This is a genomic window from Pseudomonas sp. GD04158 (assembly GCF_029834875.1).
In the GTDB taxonomy this organism is placed as follows: Bacteria; Pseudomonadota; Gammaproteobacteria; order Pseudomonadales; family Pseudomonadaceae; genus Aquipseudomonas; species Aquipseudomonas hydrolytica.
Genome location: NZ_JAODYT010000076.1, coordinates 1 through 18,896 on the forward strand (window position 1 = coordinate 1; position 18,896 = coordinate 18,896).

Annotated in this window: 19 protein-coding genes; 8 read left to right on the forward strand and 11 right to left on the reverse strand. The window is 61.1% G+C overall.

All coding sequences use genetic code 11. The features are described 5' to 3' along the window. Positions 1 to 295, forward strand: a 295-nt coding sequence (locus tag N7333_RS20455) for a LysR substrate-binding domain-containing protein (protein ID WP_279859320.1), incomplete at its 5' end; no start/stop codon positions are given. A 160-nt stretch (positions 296 to 455) separates the two neighbouring features. Here the strand turns inward: N7333_RS20455 and N7333_RS20460 are convergent. Next, a complete protein-coding gene (locus N7333_RS20460) occupies positions 456 to 2,465 on the reverse strand; it encodes a U32 family peptidase (RefSeq protein WP_129483517.1) in 2,010 nt (669 codons plus the stop codon). Positions 2,466 to 2,622: 157 nt separating this feature from the next. Between N7333_RS20460 and N7333_RS20465 the strand changes: the two genes are divergently transcribed. Then, positions 2,623 to 3,267 carry a YecA family protein gene (locus tag N7333_RS20465; protein ID WP_036986951.1) on the forward strand — a complete coding sequence of 215 codons (645 nt, stop codon included), beginning with the start codon at positions 2,623 to 2,625 and terminating at the stop codon, positions 3,265 to 3,267. A 96-nt stretch (positions 3,268 to 3,363) separates the two neighbouring features. Here the strand turns inward: N7333_RS20465 and eco are convergent, their stop codons facing one another. From eco to N7333_RS20480, 3 genes are all read right to left on the reverse strand, one after another. Further along, positions 3,364 to 3,840, reverse strand: coding sequence for a serine protease inhibitor ecotin (gene eco, locus N7333_RS20470; protein WP_129483518.1), 477 nt, complete (start codon positions 3,838 to 3,840; stop codon positions 3,364 to 3,366). A 168-nt stretch (positions 3,841 to 4,008) separates the two neighbouring features. After that, a complete protein-coding gene (locus N7333_RS20475) occupies positions 4,009 to 4,356 on the reverse strand; it encodes a cupin domain-containing protein (protein WP_003241790.1) in 348 nt (115 codons plus the stop codon). A 214-nt stretch (positions 4,357 to 4,570) separates the two neighbouring features. Continuing rightward, a complete protein-coding gene (locus N7333_RS20480; RefSeq protein WP_059391265.1) occupies positions 4,571 to 5,050 on the reverse strand; it encodes a hypothetical protein in 480 nt (159 codons plus the stop codon). 284 nt (positions 5,051 to 5,334) lie between these two features. Here N7333_RS20480 and N7333_RS20485 point away from each other — a divergent pair, with 284 nt between their 5' ends. Beyond that, positions 5,335 to 6,078 carry a class I SAM-dependent methyltransferase gene (locus N7333_RS20485; RefSeq protein ID WP_129483519.1) on the forward strand — a complete coding sequence of 248 codons (744 nt, stop codon included), beginning with the start codon at positions 5,335 to 5,337 and terminating at the stop codon, positions 6,076 to 6,078. 35 nt (positions 6,079 to 6,113) lie between these two features. On the opposite strand, the gene N7333_RS20490 is transcribed toward N7333_RS20485, so the two are convergent. Further along, a complete protein-coding gene (locus tag N7333_RS20490; RefSeq protein WP_129483520.1) occupies positions 6,114 to 6,815 on the reverse strand; it encodes an NAD(P)H-dependent oxidoreductase in 702 nt (233 codons plus the stop codon). A 119-nt stretch (positions 6,816 to 6,934) separates the two neighbouring features. On the opposite strand from N7333_RS20490, the gene N7333_RS20495 reads away from it, so the two are divergent. The 3 genes from N7333_RS20495 to N7333_RS20505 all read left to right on the forward strand — a co-directional run bounded on the left by N7333_RS20495 (position 6,935) and on the right by N7333_RS20505 (position 8,565). Continuing rightward, complete coding sequence (locus N7333_RS20495; RefSeq protein ID WP_279859321.1) at positions 6,935 to 7,834, forward strand: LysR substrate-binding domain-containing protein; 900 nt, start codon at positions 6,935 to 6,937, stop codon at positions 7,832 to 7,834. 223 nt (positions 7,835 to 8,057) lie between these two features. Further along, entirely contained in the window at positions 8,058 to 8,393 is a 336-nt protein-coding gene (locus tag N7333_RS20500; RefSeq protein ID WP_129483522.1) for a hypothetical protein, read from the forward strand. Continuing rightward, on the forward strand, positions 8,377 to 8,565 hold the full coding sequence (locus N7333_RS20505; RefSeq protein WP_129483523.1) for a DUF1289 domain-containing protein: 189 nt from the start codon (positions 8,377 to 8,379) through the stop codon (positions 8,563 to 8,565). Before N7333_RS20500 ends, N7333_RS20505 begins: the two co-directional genes overlap by 17 nt. A gap of 67 nt (positions 8,566 to 8,632) precedes the next feature. Here the strand turns inward: N7333_RS20505 and N7333_RS20510 are convergent, their stop codons facing one another. Continuing rightward, on the reverse strand, positions 8,633 to 8,986 hold the full coding sequence (locus N7333_RS20510; protein ID WP_129483524.1) for a MerR family transcriptional regulator: 354 nt from the start codon (positions 8,984 to 8,986) through the stop codon (positions 8,633 to 8,635). An 84-nt stretch (positions 8,987 to 9,070) separates the two neighbouring features. Here N7333_RS20510 and N7333_RS20515 point away from each other — a divergent pair, with 84 nt between their 5' ends. Then, positions 9,071 to 9,886: an aminotransferase class IV family protein gene (locus N7333_RS20515; RefSeq protein ID WP_129483525.1), complete on the forward strand. Its 816-nt coding sequence runs from the start codon at positions 9,071 to 9,073 to the stop codon at positions 9,884 to 9,886. Between the two features lie 91 nt (positions 9,887 to 9,977). On the opposite strand, the gene N7333_RS20520 is transcribed toward N7333_RS20515, so the two are convergent. The 5 genes from N7333_RS20520 to N7333_RS20540 form a co-directional block, all read right to left on the reverse strand. Then, positions 9,978 to 10,544 (reverse strand): isochorismatase family protein, encoded by a 567-nt coding sequence (locus N7333_RS20520; protein ID WP_129483526.1) that lies wholly within the window; start codon positions 10,542 to 10,544, stop codon positions 9,978 to 9,980. 609 nt (positions 10,545 to 11,153) lie between these two features. Continuing rightward, the gene (locus tag N7333_RS20525) at positions 11,154 to 12,002 is read right to left on the reverse strand and encodes a DUF6216 family protein (protein WP_129483527.1); all 849 of its coding nucleotides are present in this window, start codon (positions 12,000 to 12,002) and stop codon (positions 11,154 to 11,156) included. Between the two features lie 134 nt (positions 12,003 to 12,136). Continuing rightward, a complete protein-coding gene (locus N7333_RS20530) occupies positions 12,137 to 12,937 on the reverse strand; it encodes a DUF2971 domain-containing protein (RefSeq protein ID WP_273257524.1) in 801 nt (266 codons plus the stop codon). A gap of 110 nt (positions 12,938 to 13,047) precedes the next feature. After that, positions 13,048 to 14,298: a ribonucleotide-diphosphate reductase subunit beta gene (locus N7333_RS20535; protein WP_096827074.1), complete on the reverse strand. Its 1,251-nt coding sequence runs from the start codon at positions 14,296 to 14,298 to the stop codon at positions 13,048 to 13,050. Between the two features lie 493 nt (positions 14,299 to 14,791). After that, positions 14,792 to 17,698: a ribonucleoside-diphosphate reductase subunit alpha gene (locus N7333_RS20540; RefSeq protein ID WP_012019265.1), complete on the reverse strand. Its 2,907-nt coding sequence runs from the start codon at positions 17,696 to 17,698 to the stop codon at positions 14,792 to 14,794. 866 nt (positions 17,699 to 18,564) lie between these two features. Between N7333_RS20540 and N7333_RS20545 the strand changes: the two genes are divergently transcribed. After that, positions 18,565 to 18,896: response regulator (locus N7333_RS20545; RefSeq protein WP_279859322.1), on the forward strand; the 332-nt coding region annotated here is incomplete at its 3' end.

Below are 18,896 nucleotides of genomic sequence, written 5' to 3' on the forward strand. Positions count from 1 at the left end.
CCTGTATCGCCTGGAAATGACCCATGCCCTGGACGCCATGGGCAAGCCGTGGCGCATCGCCTATGTCAGCAGCAGCCTGCCCGGGGTCAGCGCCGCGGCCGAGGGCGGCCTGGGCCTGACCCTGCTGCCGCGCCGGCTGATCACCGCCGCGCACCGCGAATTGGGCGAGGCCGAAGGCTTCGCACCGGTAGCGCCGGTGGAGGTGGCGCTGCACGCGCGCAACCAGTTGCCCGGTTACGCGCGCGAATTGGCGGCGGCGTTGATCGAGGCCTGCGAAGGCATCATGAGCCGGTAGGAGGCGGGGCCGGGTAGGGTGCGCCATGCGGCCCTTGAAACAGCGGGCCCCGGTGGTTGGCCGCACGCATCAGAGGACGCTGGTGCGCACGGCGCACCCTACGGAGCACGTCGCTCTTGTAGGGTGCGCCGTGCGCACAGAGGCTTGGACGATAGTAGCGTTAGTGGCTGTAGCCCGGCTTCTGGCGAATGGTCTTGAGCAGGTCGTCCGGGCTGATGTGGCCCACCACCTGGGCGGCGGCGCTGCCCGGCTGGGGCAGGTCGAGGATGTGGCCCTTCATCTTGCCGATCACGTGCATCTCGCACGGCTTGCAGTCGAACTTCAGGGTCAGCACTTCATCGCCATGCACGAGTTGCATCGGCGCCACCTTGGTGCGCACGCCGGTCACGCCCTTGGCCTGCTTGGGGCACAGGTTGAAGGAGAAGCGCAGGCAGTGCTTGGTGATCATCACCGGCACTTCGCCGGTTTCCTCGTGCGCCTCGTAGGCGGCATCGATCAGTTGCACGCCATGGCGATGGTAGAAGTCGCGGGCCTTCTGGTTGTAGACGTTGTAGAGGAAGCTCAGGTGCGATTCCGGATACACCGGCGCCGGGTCGGTTTCGGCCTTGCGGCTGCCACGCGGATGGGCGGCGACGCGCGCTTCGGTCAGCGCCTCGATGGCCTCGCGGCGTAGCGCCTTGAGCTGCGAATTGGGCACGAAGAAGGCCTGAGGGGCATCCAGCGTCACGCCCTGGGCGTGGTAGATGGTGGTACCGAGCTGGGTGAGCAGATCGCGCAGGCCGTCCAGCGCCTGTTCCGGTTTGTTGGCCGCGCCGAACGGGCCGGGCAGGGCGACGTCGACGCTGATGCCTTCTTCGCTGGTGGCGGTGAGCGTCAGGGCATCCTCTCGCAGCACGGCCTTCCAGCTGACGCCGATACGGCGCTCGGCGCTGGTGCGCTGCAGCGCCTGCTGCCAGTTGTGGTCGAGGTTGCGGCTCAGCGGGTGATTCGGGCGCAGGCGGAAGAGCCCTTCGGGCATCTCGTTGGGCTCGACGCGGTAGCGGTAGCGCTTCTCGCCGTCCTCTTCGAACTCGTCTTTCAATTCGGCGATATTGGCGCGGAAGCCCACCACCTCGCGCTTGACCAGCACGTTGAGGCCGTCGCCATTGGACAAGGGCTCGTGGGTGACGGCGATCAGGTCGCGCTTGCCCACTTTTTCCACGTGGCCGACGGGCAAGCCAGTGAAGGTCGGCGAGTCGAAGGCGCCGATGTCCACCTTGCGCTCGGTGACGAAGTAGTCGGTGCTGCCACGGTGGAAAGTCTTGTCCGGATCGGGTACGAAGAAGTGCGCGGTACGGCCGCTGGAGGCGCGGGCCAGGTCCGGGCGGTCTTCGAGAATGGCGTCAAGTTCGCGGCGGTAGTGGGCGGTGATGTTCTTCACGTAGGCCACATCCTTGTAGCGGCCCTCGATCTTGAACGAGCGCACGCCGGCCTCGACCAGGGCGCGCAGGTTGGCGCTCTGGTTGTTGTCCTTCATCGACAGCAGGTGTTTCTCGTAGGCGATCACGCCGCCTTTCTCGTCCTTGAGGGTATAGGGCAGGCGGCAGGCCTGCGAGCAGTCGCCGCGGTTGGCGCTGCGCCCGGTCTGCGCATGGGAGATGTTGCACTGGCCGGAGAAGGCCACGCACAGCGCGCCGTGGATGAAGAATTCGATGGCGGCATCGGTTTCATCGGCAATCGCACGGATTTCCTGCAGGTTCAGCTCGCGCGCCAGCACCAGCTGGGAGAACCCTGCCTGGTCGAGGAACTTGGCCCGCGCCAGGGTGCGGATGTCGGTCTGGGTGCTGGCATGCAGCTCGATGGGCGGGATATCCAGCTCCATCACCCCCATGTCCTGCACGATCAGCGCATCCACGCCCGCGTCGTAGAGCTGGTGGATCAGCGTGCGCACCTGCTCCAGTTCGTCGTCGTGGAAAATGGTGTTGAGCGTGGTGAACACCCGCGCATGGTAGCGCCGGGCGAACTCCACCAGCCTGGCGATATCGCTCACTTCGTTGCAGGCGTTGTGCCGTGCGCCGAAGCTCGGGCCGCCGATATAGACGGCGTCGGCGCCGTGGAGGATGGCCTCGCGGGCGATCTCGACATCACGCGCAGGGCTGAGCAGTTCCAGGTGGTGTTTGGGCAGGGACATGGTGATTTCTTTTATCGGGCTGGCACACGGGCAAGGCGCGCATTGTACCGGGCCGCTGGCGTGTGGGCATCCGTGATATGCCGGACGGCGGCTCGGGCTGTCTGAAACCCTTCATCTGTGGGACATTAGCGGCCTTTTTTCACGGCGAGGCTGGGTGATGGACAACAGAGGGTTGGAGAAGCTCGATCAGTGGCTGCTCAAATATGGCAATGACGATTCGATCCTCTCTGCCAGCGAGCTGGACGGCTACTTCGCCGCCATCGTCTCCGGCCCGCGCCAGGTTGCGCCCGCCATCTGGTATGCGGCGATCTGGGCCGACCAGCCGCCACAGTGGCCGAGCGACAAGGACGGCGAGCGCTTCATGAAGCTGGCGGTGGAGCTGATGAGCGAGGCCACCTACATGCTCAGCGAGGAGCCGGACGACTACGAGGCGATCTTCCTCGCCGACGACAACGGCAAGGGCGAGAAGCTGATCGTCTCCGAATGGTGCGCGGGCTACCTGCGCGGCGCCGCAGTCGCCGGCTGGCTCGACGAAGCATTGCCCGATTCGGTGGCGGCGGCGCTGAAGCTGATCGCCCTGCACGGTGACGAGAGCGGCGCGGAAACGCTCAAGGCCATGACCGATGCCGAGTACGACGCCAGCACGGCGATGATCGAGCCGGCCGCCGTCGCCCTCTACGAATACTGGCAGGAGAACCTGCAGCCGGTGCTGCCGGTGCGCCGCGAGGACGCCAAGGTAGGTCGCAACGACCCGTGCACCTGCGGCAGCGGCAAGAAATACAAGCAGTGCTGCATGCGCTGACCGCTACGGTCGACGGCCGGCAGGCCTGGCGGGTGGCGCCGCCGCCTTGTCGGCTCGCCGCAAGCCTGCGCTGCTGGCGAGCGACAGCGAGCGGCGTTACTGACGCGGCGCGGTGCTGGTTTCGGCTGCTGCGGACCACAGGCGGTAGCGCACCTCGACATCCTTCGGCGCGTAGATCACCAGCGGCAGCTTGCTGTTGTAGCGCACCAGATGCGGCTCGCCGCCGACACGCACGAACGCCTGCTTGCGTGCGCCTTCCGGGCAGGCCATCAGCGTGCTCATCGCCGGGCCGACCTGGCTCAGCTCGTAATAGCTGTAGCCCCAGCCTTCGACGGTCTTCTCCTGCCACTGACCACCCAGGCGCTGCTGGTTGCAATCCACTTCCAGGGTCTTGCCGGCGATGATCTCCACCTTGTGCTCGGCTTCGTTGGCTTGCGCCGGCAGCTCGATCACATGGCGGATGTAGCCGTCGGCGGCGGCGGGGTAGGGCTTGAGCGCTTCGGGGGTGGCAGCGCAGGCGACCAGCGGCAGCGCGCAGGCGAGGGAGAGAAGGGGCAGTTTGAGGCGGGTCATGATGATTCCTTGCTGAAGGGCCTTGTGGACCGTCCGTTATGGGGAGCCGCCGGGTGGGCGGAGCAGCACAGACCGTTCTGGATAGGCCAAGTTCCCGTAACTTTCAAGCAAGTTCAGCGATACGGCGGCAGCGGTTGCGGGTCAGCTGCCGCTGCCGGCGCACCGGCTTCAGGCGAACACGAAGTACTTGCGCACCGTCTCCACCACTTCCCAGGTGCCCTTCATGCCGGGTTCGACCACGAAGATGTCACCGGCCTTGAGGTGAATCGGCTCCATGCCGTCCGGGGTGATGATGCAGTAGCCTTCCTGGAAGTGGCAGTACTCCCACTTCACGTACTCCACACGCCACTTGCCGGGCGTGCAGATCCAGGTGCCCATGATCTTGCTGCCGTCTTCGGAGGTGTAGGCGTTGAGGTTGACGGTGTGCGGGTCACCTTCGATGCGCTCCCACTTGCAGGCATCGACGACGGGCATCGGCTGGGTGTCGCGCAGAACGGTAATCGGTTTGTTGGCCATGGGGCGCTCCGGTGAATGATGAAAAGGGGCGTTCACCATAGAGCGGGGGCAGGGGTGTCGATTGCCTGGGGTCGACACGGGGGTATTCATTCGCGCAGAGCGCGCGTGGCTTTCCAGCCCTGAAAACAACAAGGCCGGCTTATCAGGCCGGCCTTGTGGGGCTGCGCTTGGCATCGAGTCATACGGCGTTCTCGATCAGTTCATCAGGAAGGTTTCAGGCGGTGCGGTTTTCGATCAGACGGTCGGAACCACCTTCGGCAACGCGGTTCTCGATCAGGCGATCAGAGCCACCTTCGGCGACGCGATTTTCGATCAGGCGATCAGAGCCACCTTCGGCGACGCGGTTCTCGATCAGGCGGTCGGAGCCACCTTCGGCGACGCGGTTTTCGATCAGACGGTCGGAGCCACCTTCGGCGACGCGGTTTTCGATCAGACGGTCGGAGCCACCTTCGGCGACGCGATTTTCGATCAGACGATCCGAGCCACCTTCGGCAACGCGGTTCTCGATCAGGCGATCGGAGCCACCTTCGGCGACGCGATTTTCGATCAGACGATCGGAGCCACCTTCGGCGACGCGATTTTCGATCAGGCGATCAGAGCCACCTTCGGCGACTACAGGTTGGGCGGAAGAGGCGGCGAATACGTTGGCTGCCAGTACGGAGAAAGCGAAGCTGAGGATGAGTTGGCGTTTCATGATCTTGGTGCTCCGGGGGTTGTGGTTGGGTCTGGAGCAAATGTTACGCACTGGATTTTCTGAGAGAACTTCATTGGCTTGATGGTGAAAATCGATGCGCCTGATAGCTGGCGAAAGCCCCGCACTAGAGGGCTTCCCGCTGTCCGAAGAGGCGCGCCGTCAACGTTGCACAGGCTGCGCCGAACGGGATCGGACCACCGGCACATCGACGGCAGCGATAGTGATTCTGCCCCCGCGTGGCCTGAGCTATGATGCGCGCCCCCTCGACATCCTGGCGGGTCATCATGTCCGGCAACGCCCTCTATACCGACCTGTCAGGCTATTACGACCTGATGTGCGCGGACATCGACTACGCGTCGCAGAGCCACTGCGTGCAGCGCCTGCAGCAGCTGTTCGGTAACGGCGGCAAGCGCCATCTCGATCTGGCCTGCGGCACCGGCCCGCACGTGCGGCATTTTCTCGATGCCGGCTACGTCAGCAGCGGCCTGGACATCAACCAGCCCATGCTCGACCGCGCCGCCCAGCGCTGCCCGGAGGCACGCTTTGCCCGGCAGGACATGTGCGGTTTTCAGGTCGACGAGCCGCTGGACCTGATCACCTGTTTTCTCTACTCCATCCACTACAGCGCCAGCATCGAGCGGCTCAAGGCCTGCATCGCCAGCGTGCACCATGCCCTGGCGCCGGGCGGGGTGTTCTGCTTCAACGCCGTGGACAAGCAGCGCATCGACAACGCCTCGTTCGTTTCCCACAGCGCGCAGCATGGCGAAGGGCAGTTCCGCTTCAGCTCCGGCTGGTTCTACCGCGGCGAGGGCGAACAGCAGGCGTTGCGCCTGCGCATCGAGCGCACCGTCGCCGAGCGGACCGAGGTCTGGCTCGACGAGCACCCGATGGTGGCGGTGAGCTTCGCCGAGTTGCAGACCCTGCTGGCGCCGTACTTCGAGGTGCAGGTGCTGGAGCATGACTATCAGCGGCTGACGCCGTGGGATGCCAGCTCCGGCAACGCGCTGTTCGCCTGTAGCAAGCGCTGAGGCGAGGCAGCGTCATCCTCAGCCTGGCCATTGCCTCACGCCGGCTCTTCGACGCGCTCGGCTTGCAATGAACGCTGCAGCTCGGCCACCAGCGCATCGACCTTGCCCAAGGCCTTTTTGACTGACTCGGCGAGCAGTTCGCCGCCCACCTCCTGACCCTCGATGGCGACCTGGTGCACGCGGGTGATGCCGATGAAACCGAGTGCGGTGATCAGGTTTGGCTCCAGATGGTTCATGTGCGCCATCTCGCCGCCCGCATCGAAACCCACACCGCCGCGGGCCGTGAGGATCACCAGATGGCGAGGCCGGTCGGCCAGCTTGGGCACGTAGGGATCGAGCGGGTTGCTTTCGTCCACCTCCACCGTGCGGCCGGGGCGTACCACCTGGTCGATCCACGCCTTGAGCGCGGCGGGCATGCCGAAGTTGTACAGCGGCGTGCCGATCACCAGAACGTCGGCGGCGATCAGTTCGTCCACCAGACGATCGCTCTCGGCCAGGGTGTCGCGCATCCAGGCCTCGCGCTGCGGCTCGGGCGTGAAGGACGAGGCGATCCAGTCATGGTTGATGATCGAGGGCGGGTTCTGGCCAATGTCGCGATAGGTGACGACGTCCTGCGGACGGCGTGCCTGCCACTGGCTGACGAAGCGATGGCTGAGGTTGCGGCTATGCGAGCCGTGTTCATCCTTGCCGGCAAGGCCGGGGCGGGCGCTGGCGTCGAGATGCAGAATATGAGTCATGTCGAATCTCCTGCTCGAATTTGTATTCATCTGTGAAAAGCTGCAGGCTCAGGCTAGGTTCAGCCCGGCAGGGCGACAAACGATCAATATTTTTCGAAATGGATGAGGAGAATTCAGCTATGAGCCGGCGCAGGCTACCGTCGCTTTCCGCCCTGCGCGCCTTCGAGGCGGCCGCGCGTCACGAGAGTGCCAAGCAGGCGGCAGAAGAGCTCTCCGTCACCGCCACGGCGATCAGCCACCAGATCCGGGCGCTGGAAGAATCCCTCGGCGTCGCACTGTTCGTACGCAAACCTCGTCAGTTGGAACTGACCATGGCCGGGCGCGAGCTGCAGCAGGTGCTGGAGAGCGCGTTCGACAGCATCGGCGCTGCTGTCGAGCGGCTCAGCGCCATGCCCAGCCGGCAGGCCATCACCCTCAGCACCACCCCTGCGGTGGCGGTGCGCTGGCTGCTGTCCTGGGTCTGCCTGCTGCGCGACGCGCACCCGGAGATCGATCTGCGCATCCACGCCTCGCACGAGCCGGTGGCACTCGATGGCGTCACCGCCGATATCGCCATTCGCTACGGCGACGGCCGCTGGCCCGGTCTGGTGGCCGAGAAGCTGTTCGACAACACCTTCATCCCGGCCTGCAGCCCTTTGCTGGGGCTGCACGATGCGGCCGATCTGCCCGGGCATTCGCTGATTCACTTTCGTAACCAGGCTGCGATTTCCTCGCCGCTGGACTGGGCCGTCTGGCAGAAAAAAGCGCAGATACCGGGCCTGGATGTCAGCGCCGGGCTGGTGTTCTCCGACGAGACCCACGCCGTCTCGGCCGCCGTCGGTGCCCAGGGTGTGGCGCTGATGAGCCGCCAGCTGATCGAGGACGAACTGCGCGAGGGGCGTCTGGTGCAGCCCTTCGGCCCGGAGCTGGAAGGCAAGCCGTTCTTTCTGGTGTACCCGGAGAGCCGCCGGAACGATCCGACCATTCTGGCGGTTCGCGAGTGGATCCTGACGGTGCCGGGTGGGTTGTGTTCGGTGTAGGTGCGTCATCCATGCCGGGATTTGCCGGTAAAAGCCGGAGGTGATGCCATGGACTGGCTGTGTTCGGAAGACGAGCTTCGATCCTGCCGGTTGCTTGAAGCGCGGCGGCGCGCGCAGAGCGTAACGGGTGATGAAGGTAAAGGCGGAACTCTTATGGATTGACGGCTTTGCACCGCACCTCCGGTAACATGGCGGCGCACCGAGCCCAGACCCAGAGCACCTTATGCCATCGCCAAAACGAAAATACTCAGGCATCGAGCGCGAGCTGATCCGCACCCTGACCCTGGCTTGTGAAACGGCGAAAAGCGAAATCGTCGGCTTCCAGTGGCTGACCCATGAGGTGGACTACGAGCGTTTTCCGCAGAGCCTGCGCGTGACCTGGATGTTCGACAGCGAGGCGAGCAGGGCGCGCGCACTCGCCAGTTCGGACAAGGCGAGAATGCTGCGACTGACGCAGGCGGCGTTCGATGAAGTGGGCATCAGCGTTTCCAGCATCGCCACCCATGTCGCGTTTTCGGTCGAGCAGCCGGCAAGGGGCAAGCGTGGCCAAGGACATTGAGAGTCCCTGCGTGTCGCTGTGTCAGCTCAACGGCGAGCTGTGCATCAGCTGTGGGCGCACGCGCGAGGAAATCCGCAAGTGGCGGGGTATGAAACGGCCCGAGAAGATGACCACCGTGCAGAAAGCGGCAGCGCGGATGAAGGCGATTGCCAGGAAGAAGGGCAAGGGTTAGTCACCTAGGGTGGGTGGCGCTCTTTTCATCCACTGTAATGGCGGTTGTTCGAACTAGGTGCTGCTGATCAGCCTCGCTCAACTTCCTGCAGAAAACTCTCAAGAATCTTGCGGCTTTGCGCCAATTCGGCCGCTTTCTGATCGGCCACGCGGATCTGTTCGTGCAGAACGTCACGCAGCTCATCGCATGGCTCGAAGGCGAGGCCTTCGCCTCTCACGCACGGCAAGAACTTCAAGATGGTCGCCAGGGTCATGCCGGCTGCACCCAGCAACCTGATGCGTTCGACCGTGCGCAACTCTGCCAGGTCGTAATCGCGGTAGCCGCTGGCTGTGCGCTTGGGCTTCAGCAACCCTTCGGTTTCGTAGTAACGGAGCATTCTCACACTCACGCCAGAACGTCTGGATAGCTCACCTATTTTCATCGCTTCCTTCGCCTTGACTCTGACAGTGCTGTCAGGATCGATGATAGGGGCTCGATCAATCGAGCACCATCAGGAGCCGTTCTCATGGCGATTCACCCGAACCCCTATCCGTCCTACATCGATGGACAACCTGTCAGCGCCTCACCACTGAACCCGCTGGCTTTCGCCGGTTTTGCCCACTTCACTGCGATGCAGGTCAGACACTCCAGAATCAAGGGGCTGGATCTTCATCTGCAGCGCCTGCGCGATGCCTCTCTGGAGCTCTTCAACCGTGCGCCTGCTGAAGCGCTGCTGCGGTCGTACATTCGCACCGCGATCGAAGAAGGCGCGAGCGACCAGTCACTGACCGTCACCGTCTTTTCACCTCACGGCGAGTTCACGGCCGCCAGCATGGAGGTTGAACCTGCCGTGTTCGTACGCACAGCCGCGCCGTCCGATGGGCCGCAAGGCCCCTTGCGCTTGAGTGTCATTGAGCATGAGAGACCGCTGGCGGCAATCAAGCATGTCGGTGAAATCGGCAAGACCTATTACCTGCACCAGGCCATACGTGAGGGTTTCGATGATGCGGCCTTCGTCAATCGACGTGGGCACCTGAGTGAGGCCACGATCTGGAACCTGGCGTTCTGGGATGGTGAGACGGTGATCTGGCCTGAGGCCGAGATGCTCAAAGGCACCATGATGGGCATGGTTCAGCGTCAACTTGCCCGCCTCGGCGTGCCCCTGCGTTGTGAAGTCATCACGCTCGAGCGGGTGAAAGAGCTCTCTGGGGCGGCCGTGATGAATTCATGGACACCGGGGATTCCGGTCACCGCCATCGCCGCTCATTCGCTTGATGAGGCAAGGCCATTCATCGAGCTGCTGCACGAGGCCCACGAGGCTGAACCGGCCGACTTTCCCTGAGATTGGCGCAAGGCGGGCAGTGGAGGGCAATCCAAGCGGCGCGCAGGGTGGATGACAATTTCTTCATCCACCGTTGGATTCAGTGTCCGGGCTACTTGCTGAGTTGTGCGATCACATCGTCTGATGACATGACCTCAGCATATTCGGCGCCCAGTATGGCCAGCGTCAGCTCGTATACGGTCGAGGCTTCCCAGCGGGTTCCACCTGGCCCTGTCACAGGTACGGCGGTTGTGGCATCTGACGGGAGGATGATGCTGTACCCGAGCGCTTTGCCTGCGCGGATGGTGGCATCCATGCTGTTGTGGATGACAACGCCCGTCAGCACGATGCTATTTGCGTTCATGCCCTTCAGCGCGGCATCCAATTGGGTGCCTATGAACGCGCAGTTTTCATGCTTGATGATGACGGCTTCGCCTTCTATCGGCGCGACTTCCTGTTTGATGCCATTCCAGGGGCCGTGAAGGTAATAGCTGGAGGTGGGCGTCTTTTCATCGTGCTTTACGTGAAGGACGGGCCAGCCATTCGAGCGCCAGAATTGCAGGAGGCGTTGGATGACGGCCAGGTAACCGGGATGACTCTTGCCATTCCAGATGGGCTGATCGATGGCGTCCTGAACGTCGAGGATGATCAAGGGGATTGGGCTGGGCATGTCGGGCATTTGGCGTCGTCTCCTTACGATGAAGGGGCAGTGTGCTGCAGTGTTTTTCTATGAACAACCATGGCAGCTCGATAGCTCTTAGGCTTCGTAGTGGCGTGATCTCGCCGCTGATGTAGGGATTTTGATACCGGTTCCGCCCTTACGGCGGGTCACTTTTGGCATTGCCCCAAAAGTAACCAAAAGGTCTAGCCCCGCCATCCGGGTCTGGCTGCGCCAGACTTCCCTCGCTCCATCGTCACTCCGGGGTCGGCGTACAAGGGCCGTCCCTGGCCCTTTACGCCTTTCGCCGCATCCATGCGGCTCACCCCCTGCGCAACGATTCCGCTCGGCCTCCTGAAGGGGCGCTTGGCGTCGTCTGTGAGATTGGCGCTCCAGAACAGCAAGGAGCCAAAGCATTGCAGCAAAGCCGCAATGCTTTGGCTCTGCTTTTTCTTTTGATTTGTCTGCGCGGACAGCTCAGGCGACTCGGTCTCTGAATCCCGTCAGGAGGCCGAAACGTAGCGAAGCGGAGTAACAGCCGAAGGCTGGCCCGTAGGGCGAGCGAAGCGAGTCAAGTGACTCGCCGTAAGGGCGAAACCAGTAGTAGAGGATGGCGTAGAAAATAAGTCTTCAATTTTTCGCCGTTATTTGCTTCGCTTCCAGATTCTTTTGTATCCGCTGGGCTGCGAAGACTTTCGTTGATTCGCGAGCAAAATAGATCATTAACAGTACAAAGAATAGTGCCAAAGCCAGAGCGGCTGACTTTTGTTCACTTATACGTTTTTTGAGTAAGCTAATTTTTTCTTCGCTTGCATACGTGCTGCAGATAGACTGCAGTCTATCTAGAGGGAATTCATTTTCTTGGCTAAGTCTGCTCAGTACTTCTTTTTCTTTGCATGATAAGCTGTCTAGCGTATCTCCGCCGAGAATTGAGAATTTTGTTTCTTTGGTTGAGATATAGAAAAATGGGGAGTCTTCAAAGCTGGCCATTAAGTAGTTCGGTATGGCGATAAAAAAGAATAGTGCGGCAGATGTCAATGTAAAAATGCCAAAATATGTGAAAAGTTTTCGTAAAAGAGTAAAGTTCTTTTCCTTTATGCGTAATTGGTTGTAGTCTGACCAGTCGATATATTCCTTGGCTGTAGCCGCATCTTTAAGAGATATGATGTTGTCGCTAATCCAATGCTCAAATTGCTCAATATCTCGAATGGTGGTGGCGGGAATTCCGAACTCGAATCGAAAGTGCTCAAGCTCGCGAGCTTCTAGTTTTAGTTTTTGTAAGTCTGGGATCAGGAAGTCAGATTTTCCGCCCATCAAACGCCAAATTCTATCTCTTAAAAAATGCATGGAGCCGGCACGCGTATAGACATAAAGAAGAAACGCAATAAACGTCGCGGCATAGGCTATAGATGCAAGGGCCGTTAGGTTGTCCATTATCCAGCTTATGATGGGTAGAATTCCTTGCTCTTGTGAGGGCATTATTAAATCCTTTTATATGTTATGTCGTAGTTGAGAGGGTTTATAAAGATTGGTTAGCAAACGGCCAATGTCTTGGTTTTCAAAAGGTAGGGGCTTCGCAAAGTCGGGGGTCACAGCTTTTTTGGCGTCCTCTGCTAAGGGGCAAGCCCAAAGCTACTTATACCTTTTTTGTTAAGCCAAAAGTAGTTATGGTCAAGTTCCATTTGAAAGATTTTTGCTTGTGGGCAGGCAGAACGTGCTGCTTGAATTAGTTTTTCTTTATTGTCGGATGTGATTTTGGAGCCGAGAAATATGCTGCATATGGCGCTTTTTTCAAAGCTATAGAGCCCAGGTCCGCCGTTTTCTTCAATGGTGCTCGCTATTTCATCTAGGCGATCAGGGTTGTTTTTGAAGGTTTTATAGTAAAAGTTAAGTTCGTCGCTTTCAATGGTTCTTTTAATTGAGCGCCATTCTCTCTCGTAGCTCCAGTGCTTGGATTTTGTTAGTAGAACTCGGCTGAGCAATTTTTCTGAATCGGAGTTAAAGTCTGCTGCAGGACGTTCATCGCTATAGCTGACCATTTTGGCTGAGCTAAAGGGCTTTTGGTCGGTATCGAATCCGATGCATATCCCAGAGTGATTATTGGAGTAATGTGACCACATTAAGATGTTTGCAGGGTCTTCGGATAAGCAGAGTATGCCTACTTTTTCTTTCCAGTCATCAGACAGTGCGGTAGGCGGCCTTAATCTAAATACGCGTAATACTTCATTCCTCTCTTTTTGCGAAAGTGTATCAAGAAGAGGTGAGGAAGATATGTTTACCTTTGCAGATAGCTCAAATGGGTCGTTGAAATTTGCAGGTGCTGAGAAGTATATTCTGCCGTTTAATAGGTCTATCGCCCTGCTCATTTGACTGCTTGTTGATACTGAGCAGTATTTGTAAAGTGTTTGTTTCAATCTGTAGTCCTGCTGAATAAAAAACCCCGCACTAGGCGGGGCTTTTTATTCAGTCATTCCCAACATCCATGGCAGGTGTAGGGGCAATCTACTCTGATGTCAGCGAGCCATCAATCCCAGCTCAACGCCCCACCAGTCTGATACTCGATCACGCGGGTCTCGAAGAAGTTCTTCTCCTTCTTCAGGTCCATGATCTCGCTCATCCACGGGAAGGGGTTGGTGGTGCCCGGGTACTCTTCCTTCAGGCCAATCTGGGTCAGGCGGCGGTTGGCGATGAATTTGAGGTAGTCCTCCATCATCGCGGCGTTCATGCCCAGTACGCCGCGCGGCATGGTGTCACGCGCGTATTCGATCTCCAGCTGGGTGCCCTGCAGGATCATCTGGGTGGCTTCGTCCTTCATCTGGGCATCCCACAGGTGCGGGTTCTCGATCTTGATCTGGTTGATCACGTCGATGCCGAAGTTCAGGTGCATGGACTCGTCACGCAGGATGTACTGGAACTGCTCGGCGGTGCCGGTCATCTTGTTGCGGCGGCCCATGGAGAGGATCTGGGTGAAGCCGCAGTAGAAGAAGATGCCTTCCAGTACGCAGTAGTAGGCGATCAGGTTCTTGAGGAACTGACGGTCGGTTTCCGGGGTGCCGGTGTTGAAGGTCGGGTCGGAGATCGAGCGGGTGTACTTCAGGCCCCAGGAGGCCTTCTTCGCGACGCTCGGGATCTCGTGGTACATGTTGAAGATCTCGCCTTCATCCATGCCCAGCGACTCGATGCAGTACTGGTAGGCGTGGGTGTGGATCGCTTCCTCGAAGGCCTGGCGCAGGATGTACTGGCGGCACTCGGGGTTGGTGATCAGGCGGTACACGGCCAGTACCAGGTTGTTGGCAACCAGGCTGTCGGCGGTGGAGAAGAAGCCGAGGTTGCGCATGACGATGCGGCGCTCGTCTTCGGAGAGACCGTCGGTGCTCTTCCACAGCGCGATGTCGGCGTTCATGTTCACTTCCTGCGGCATCCAGTGGTTGGCGCAACCATCCAGATACTTCTGCCAGGCCCAGTCGTACTTGAAGGGTACGAGCTGGTTGAGGTCGGCGCGGGCGTTGATCATCTGCTTGTCGCCGACCTGTACGCGCGCGGCGGCGCCTTCGAGGTCGTCCAGGCCTTCCTGGATGTCGAGGTCGTTCAGGGCTTTCTTGGCGCGGGCGACGGCGTCGGAGTCGTTGGCGTCGACAGCGCGGGCCTGCTCGACCGAGCCGGCAGCTTCGCTGTCGAGCTTGTCGAAGTTGGTGCCGGCACTCTGTGCGTTGGCTTTGCTTGCGGCGCCTGCTTCTGCGCCGTCTTCCTTGTCGAATTCATCCCAGCTCAGCATGGCTTGGCTCCTGCGTGAGGGCCGGTTAGCGAACCGGCCTGTATGGATATACAGATAATTTGAATTATGTTCCGTTGCGTGATGCGCGCAAGGGTAAAACGGGTACCACTGGTCAGCGGGCGGTGGATTGCTGGCTGACCCTTGCCCCTCGACCCGGAGGAGGAGGGGCGGGAATTGGGTGGGGAGGGTTGGCTCGTGTTTGTCCGTGAGGTTCGCGGCTGAAGCCGCTCCTACGGAAGAGCCTTGCCCTCTCCCTAGCCCTCGGTTCGGGCTTCCTGCTTCACCCTACCTCCTGCATCCCTGCAGTCGTCTCCCGCAAGCGGGAGAGGGGATTTACCGCTGATTTGCTTTAGAACTGCGTCAGACCTTCGAGCGTGTAGCTGAGCGGCGCTAGGCGCCTGGTAGGTCGGAGCCCCTGAGCGTACGCATGTACGTGATGGGGGCCGGCCTACCAGGCAACGATGCGGGCGCCGTTCAGATCCACGCGCCAGCCTTACTGACAAGCCTCGCAGTCGGGCTCGTCGATGGCGCAGGCCTTCGGCACTGGCGCCGGGGCCGGAGCGGCCTGCTGGGCAGGCGCCTGAGCCTTGGCCGAGAAGCCTTCGTCACCACCAGCGGAAACCGCGTTCAGCTTGCCGGTGTTGATGGTGGACTTCTCGGTGCTGGTGGCGGCCAGGGCACGGAGGTAGTAGGTGGTTTTCAGGCCACGGTACCAGGCCATGCGGTAGGTCACATCCAGCTTCTTGCCCGAGGCGCCGGCGATGTACAGGTTCAGCGACTGAGCCTGGTCGATCCACTTCTGGCGACGGCTGGCGGCGTCGACGATCCACTTGGTTTCCACTTCGAAGGCGGTGGCGTACAGGTCTTTCAGGTCCTGCGGGATGCGCTCGATCTGCTGCACGGAGCCGTCGTAGTACTTCAGGTCGTTGACCATGACCGGGTCCCACAGGCCGCGGTTCTTCAGGTCGCGAACCAGGTAGGGGTTGATTACGGTGAATTCGCCGGAGAGGTTCGATTTCACGTACAGGTTCTGGTAGGTCGGCTCGATGGACTGCGACACGCCAATGATGTTGGAGATGGTCGCGGTCGGCGCGATGGCCATGATGTTCGAGTTGCGAATACCTTTCTTCACGCGCTCGCGCAGCGGCGCCCAGTCCAGCGACTCGGACAGGTCGACGTCGATGTACTTCTGGCCACGGGCTTCGATCAGGATCTGCTGCGAATCCAGCGGCAGGATGCCCTTGCTCCACAGCGAACCTTCGAAGGTGCTGTAGGCGCCGCGCTCTTCGGCCAGGTCACAGGAGGCCTGGATGGCGTAGTAGCTGATGGCTTCCATGGAGCGGTCGGCGAACTCGATGGCCGCGTCGGAGCCGTAGGCGATGTGCTGCAGGTACAGGGCGTCCTGGAAGCCCATCAGGCCGAGGCCGACCGGACGGTGCTTGAGGTTGGAGTTACGCGCCTGCGGCACGCTGTAGTAGTTGATGTCGATGACGTTATCGAGCATGCGCACGGCGGTCTTCACGGTGCGGCCGAGTTTCTCGATGTCCAGCTTGCCGTCGACGATGTGGTTGACCAGGTTGACCGAACCCAGGTTGCAGACGGCGATCTCGTCCTTGTTGGTGTTCAGGGTGATCTCGGTGCACAGGTTGGAGCTGTGCACCACGCCCACGTGCTGCTGCGGGCTGCGCAGGTTGCACGGGTCCTTGAAGGTCAGCCACGGGTGGCCGGTCTCGAACAGCATCGAGAGCATCTTGCGCCACAGGTCCTTGGCCTGGATGGTCTTGTACAGCTTGATCTTGCCGTACTCGATCAGGGCTTCGTAGTACTCGTAGCGCTCTTCGAAGGCCTTGCCGGTCAGGTCGTGCAGGTCCGGCACTTCGCTTGGGGAGAACAGGGTCCACTTGCCGTCTTCGAAGACGCGCTTCATGAACAGGTCCGGAATCCAGTTGGCGGTGTTCATGTCGTGGGTACGACGACGGTCGTCACCGGTGTTCTTGCGCAGCTCGAGGAATTCCTCGATGTCCATGTGCCAGGTTTCCAGGTAGGCGCAGACCGCGCCCTTGCGCTTGCCGCCCTGGTTGACCGCCACGGCGGTGTCGTTGACCACCTTGAGGAAGGGCACGACGCCCTGGGATTTGCCGTTGGTGCCCTTGATGTAGGAGCCCAGTGCGCGCACCGGGGTCCAGTCGTTGCCCAGACCGCCAGCGAATTTGCTCAGCATGGCGTTGTCGTGGATGGCGCTGTAGATGCCCGACAGGTCGTCCGGCACGGTGGTCAGGTAGCAGGAGGACAGCTGCGGACGCAGGGTGCCGGCGTTGAACAGGGTCGGGGTCGACGCCATGTAGTCGAACGAGGACAGCAGGTTGTAGAACTCGATGGCGCGGTCTTCGCGGTTCTTCGGCTCTTCGATGGCCAGGCCCATGGCCACGCGCATGAAGAATACCTGCGGCAGTTCGAAGCGGATGCCGTCCTTGTGGATGAAGTAGCGGTCGTACAGGGTCTGCAGGCCGAGGTAGGTGAACTGCTGGTCGCGCTCGTGGTTCAGCGCCTTGCCCAGCTTCTCCAGGTCGTACTCTTTCAGCTTGGGATCGAGCAGCTCGAACTCCACGCCCTTGTCGACGTAGGCCGGCAGAGCCTTGGCGTACAGGTCGACCATCTCGTGGTGGGTGGCGCTCTGGGTGATGCCCAGGAAGGTCAGGGCCTCGGCGCGGATGTTGTCCATCAGCAGGCGGGCGGTGACGTAGCTGTAGTTCGGCTCGCGCTCGACCAGGGTACGGGCGGTCATCACCAGGGCGGTGTTGACGTCCTTCTCGGCCACGCCGTCGTACAGGTTCTTCAGGGTTTCACGCTCGATCAGCGCGCCGTCCACTTCGGCCAGGCCTTCGCAGGCTTCGCGGATGATGGTCTGCAGGCGGCCCATGTCGAGCGGCTGCAGGCTGCCGTCGGCGGCGGTGATGCGGATGCTCGGGTGCGGCTGGGCGATTTCGCTGCCGGCACTGGCCTTGCGCTTGTTGGCCTGGGCCTCGCGGTAGATCACGTAGTCGCGGGCGACTTTCTGCTCGCCGGCGCGCATCAGGGCCAGTTCGACCTGGTCCTGGATCTCTTCGATATGGATGGTGCCGCCGGACGGCATGCGGCGCTTGAAGGTGGCGGTGACCTGCTCGGTCAGGCGCGCGACGGTGTCATGGATACGCGACGAGGCGGCGGCGGTACCGCCCTCCACGGCGAGGAACGCTTTGGTGATGGCGACGGTGATCTTGTCATCGGTGTAGGGGACGACAGTGCCGTTGCGCTTGATCACGCGCAGCTGGCCGGGGGCGGTGGCCGCCAGATCCTGGGAGGAATCGGCGCCCTGCGGCGCCACGGCCTGCGGGTTCTCGCGAGTGGTGTCGGTGTGCATGGAGATCTCCGTGTTCTGTAATTTTCTGGTTGGACGTCACGACAGTAGATGTCGCCCCTTGTCCGCCGTTCATTCCATTAACAACTGATCCGCACGCGGCAGCGGGGCCGGGTACGGGGTGTCGCAAGAGCGGGCAGGGTGGGCACGACTTGAGTGCCGTCCTGGCGCAAAGTCTGGCAGGGCATTACGGCACCCCGCCTACTACATATAGTGGTCGGCTGGCGACTCGGCGCGCTGCCTGACCGGCTCGCGAAGTACCTGCAAGAGGTGCTTCGTGGCTGTAACCCAGGCCAGGCCTGGGGTGCTGCGAAACTGCTGTCTGAAAGACCGGGAAAACCCTGCGAAAGGGGCTTGCGCGATTCGTTCTTCTTGTGTCCGGTTTTTCGCTTCAACCCAATATCTGGTGGGTGGCGAGCAATGGGGATACAAGATAGTGCGCTGTTTGAGGCATTGCAAGGCGGCTTGCGAAGAATATCCTGTGGATAACTTGTGGGTCGTTTGTGGGTGACTGACCCGGTCTGTCGGGTAGCCCTCATGGGGCCTGGCTCTGACCGTTTGTCGCGGCTGGCGGGGGCGTTGCGATGGGGGCGCCGGCGCGTCGAGGCCTGCGCAGCTTACCACTATATATAGGGGCAGTTGATCGCCGCTGCTTGGGAGGGGCACCCGGGCTGCGTGCATTGGCGGCCGACGCCGGGGAGTCATAAAAGCAGGTGCGCGCCTAGACGGCCCCGCAACACCCTGCGAGCGTCCGGCGCGAGGCGTATGGTCGTTCGCCGGCCTTGAACACAGCCCCTTCTCGCGGTATCGGCGGCGCGCTCTTACAATGCCTGGGTTTCCCATGGCGGCAGTCGAGAGAGGATGAGGGCGTGGAACAAGAAGCGTGGCGGATTCTGATCGTCGAGGATGACCAACGCCTGGCGCAGTTGACCCGCGAGTACCTGGAGGGCAACGGTCTGCGGGTGGCCATAGAGGCCGATGGCGCCCGCGCTGCGGCGCGCATCCTCGCCGAACAGCCGGACCTGGTGATGCTCGATCTGATGCTGCCGGGCGAGGACGGTCTGAGCATCTGCCGCAAGGTGCGCGCCGGCTACAAGGGGCCGATCCTGATGCTGACCGCCCGCACCGACGATATGGACCAGGTACTGGGCCTGGAGATGGGCGCCGACGATTACGTCTGCAAGCCGGTGCGCCCGCGCGT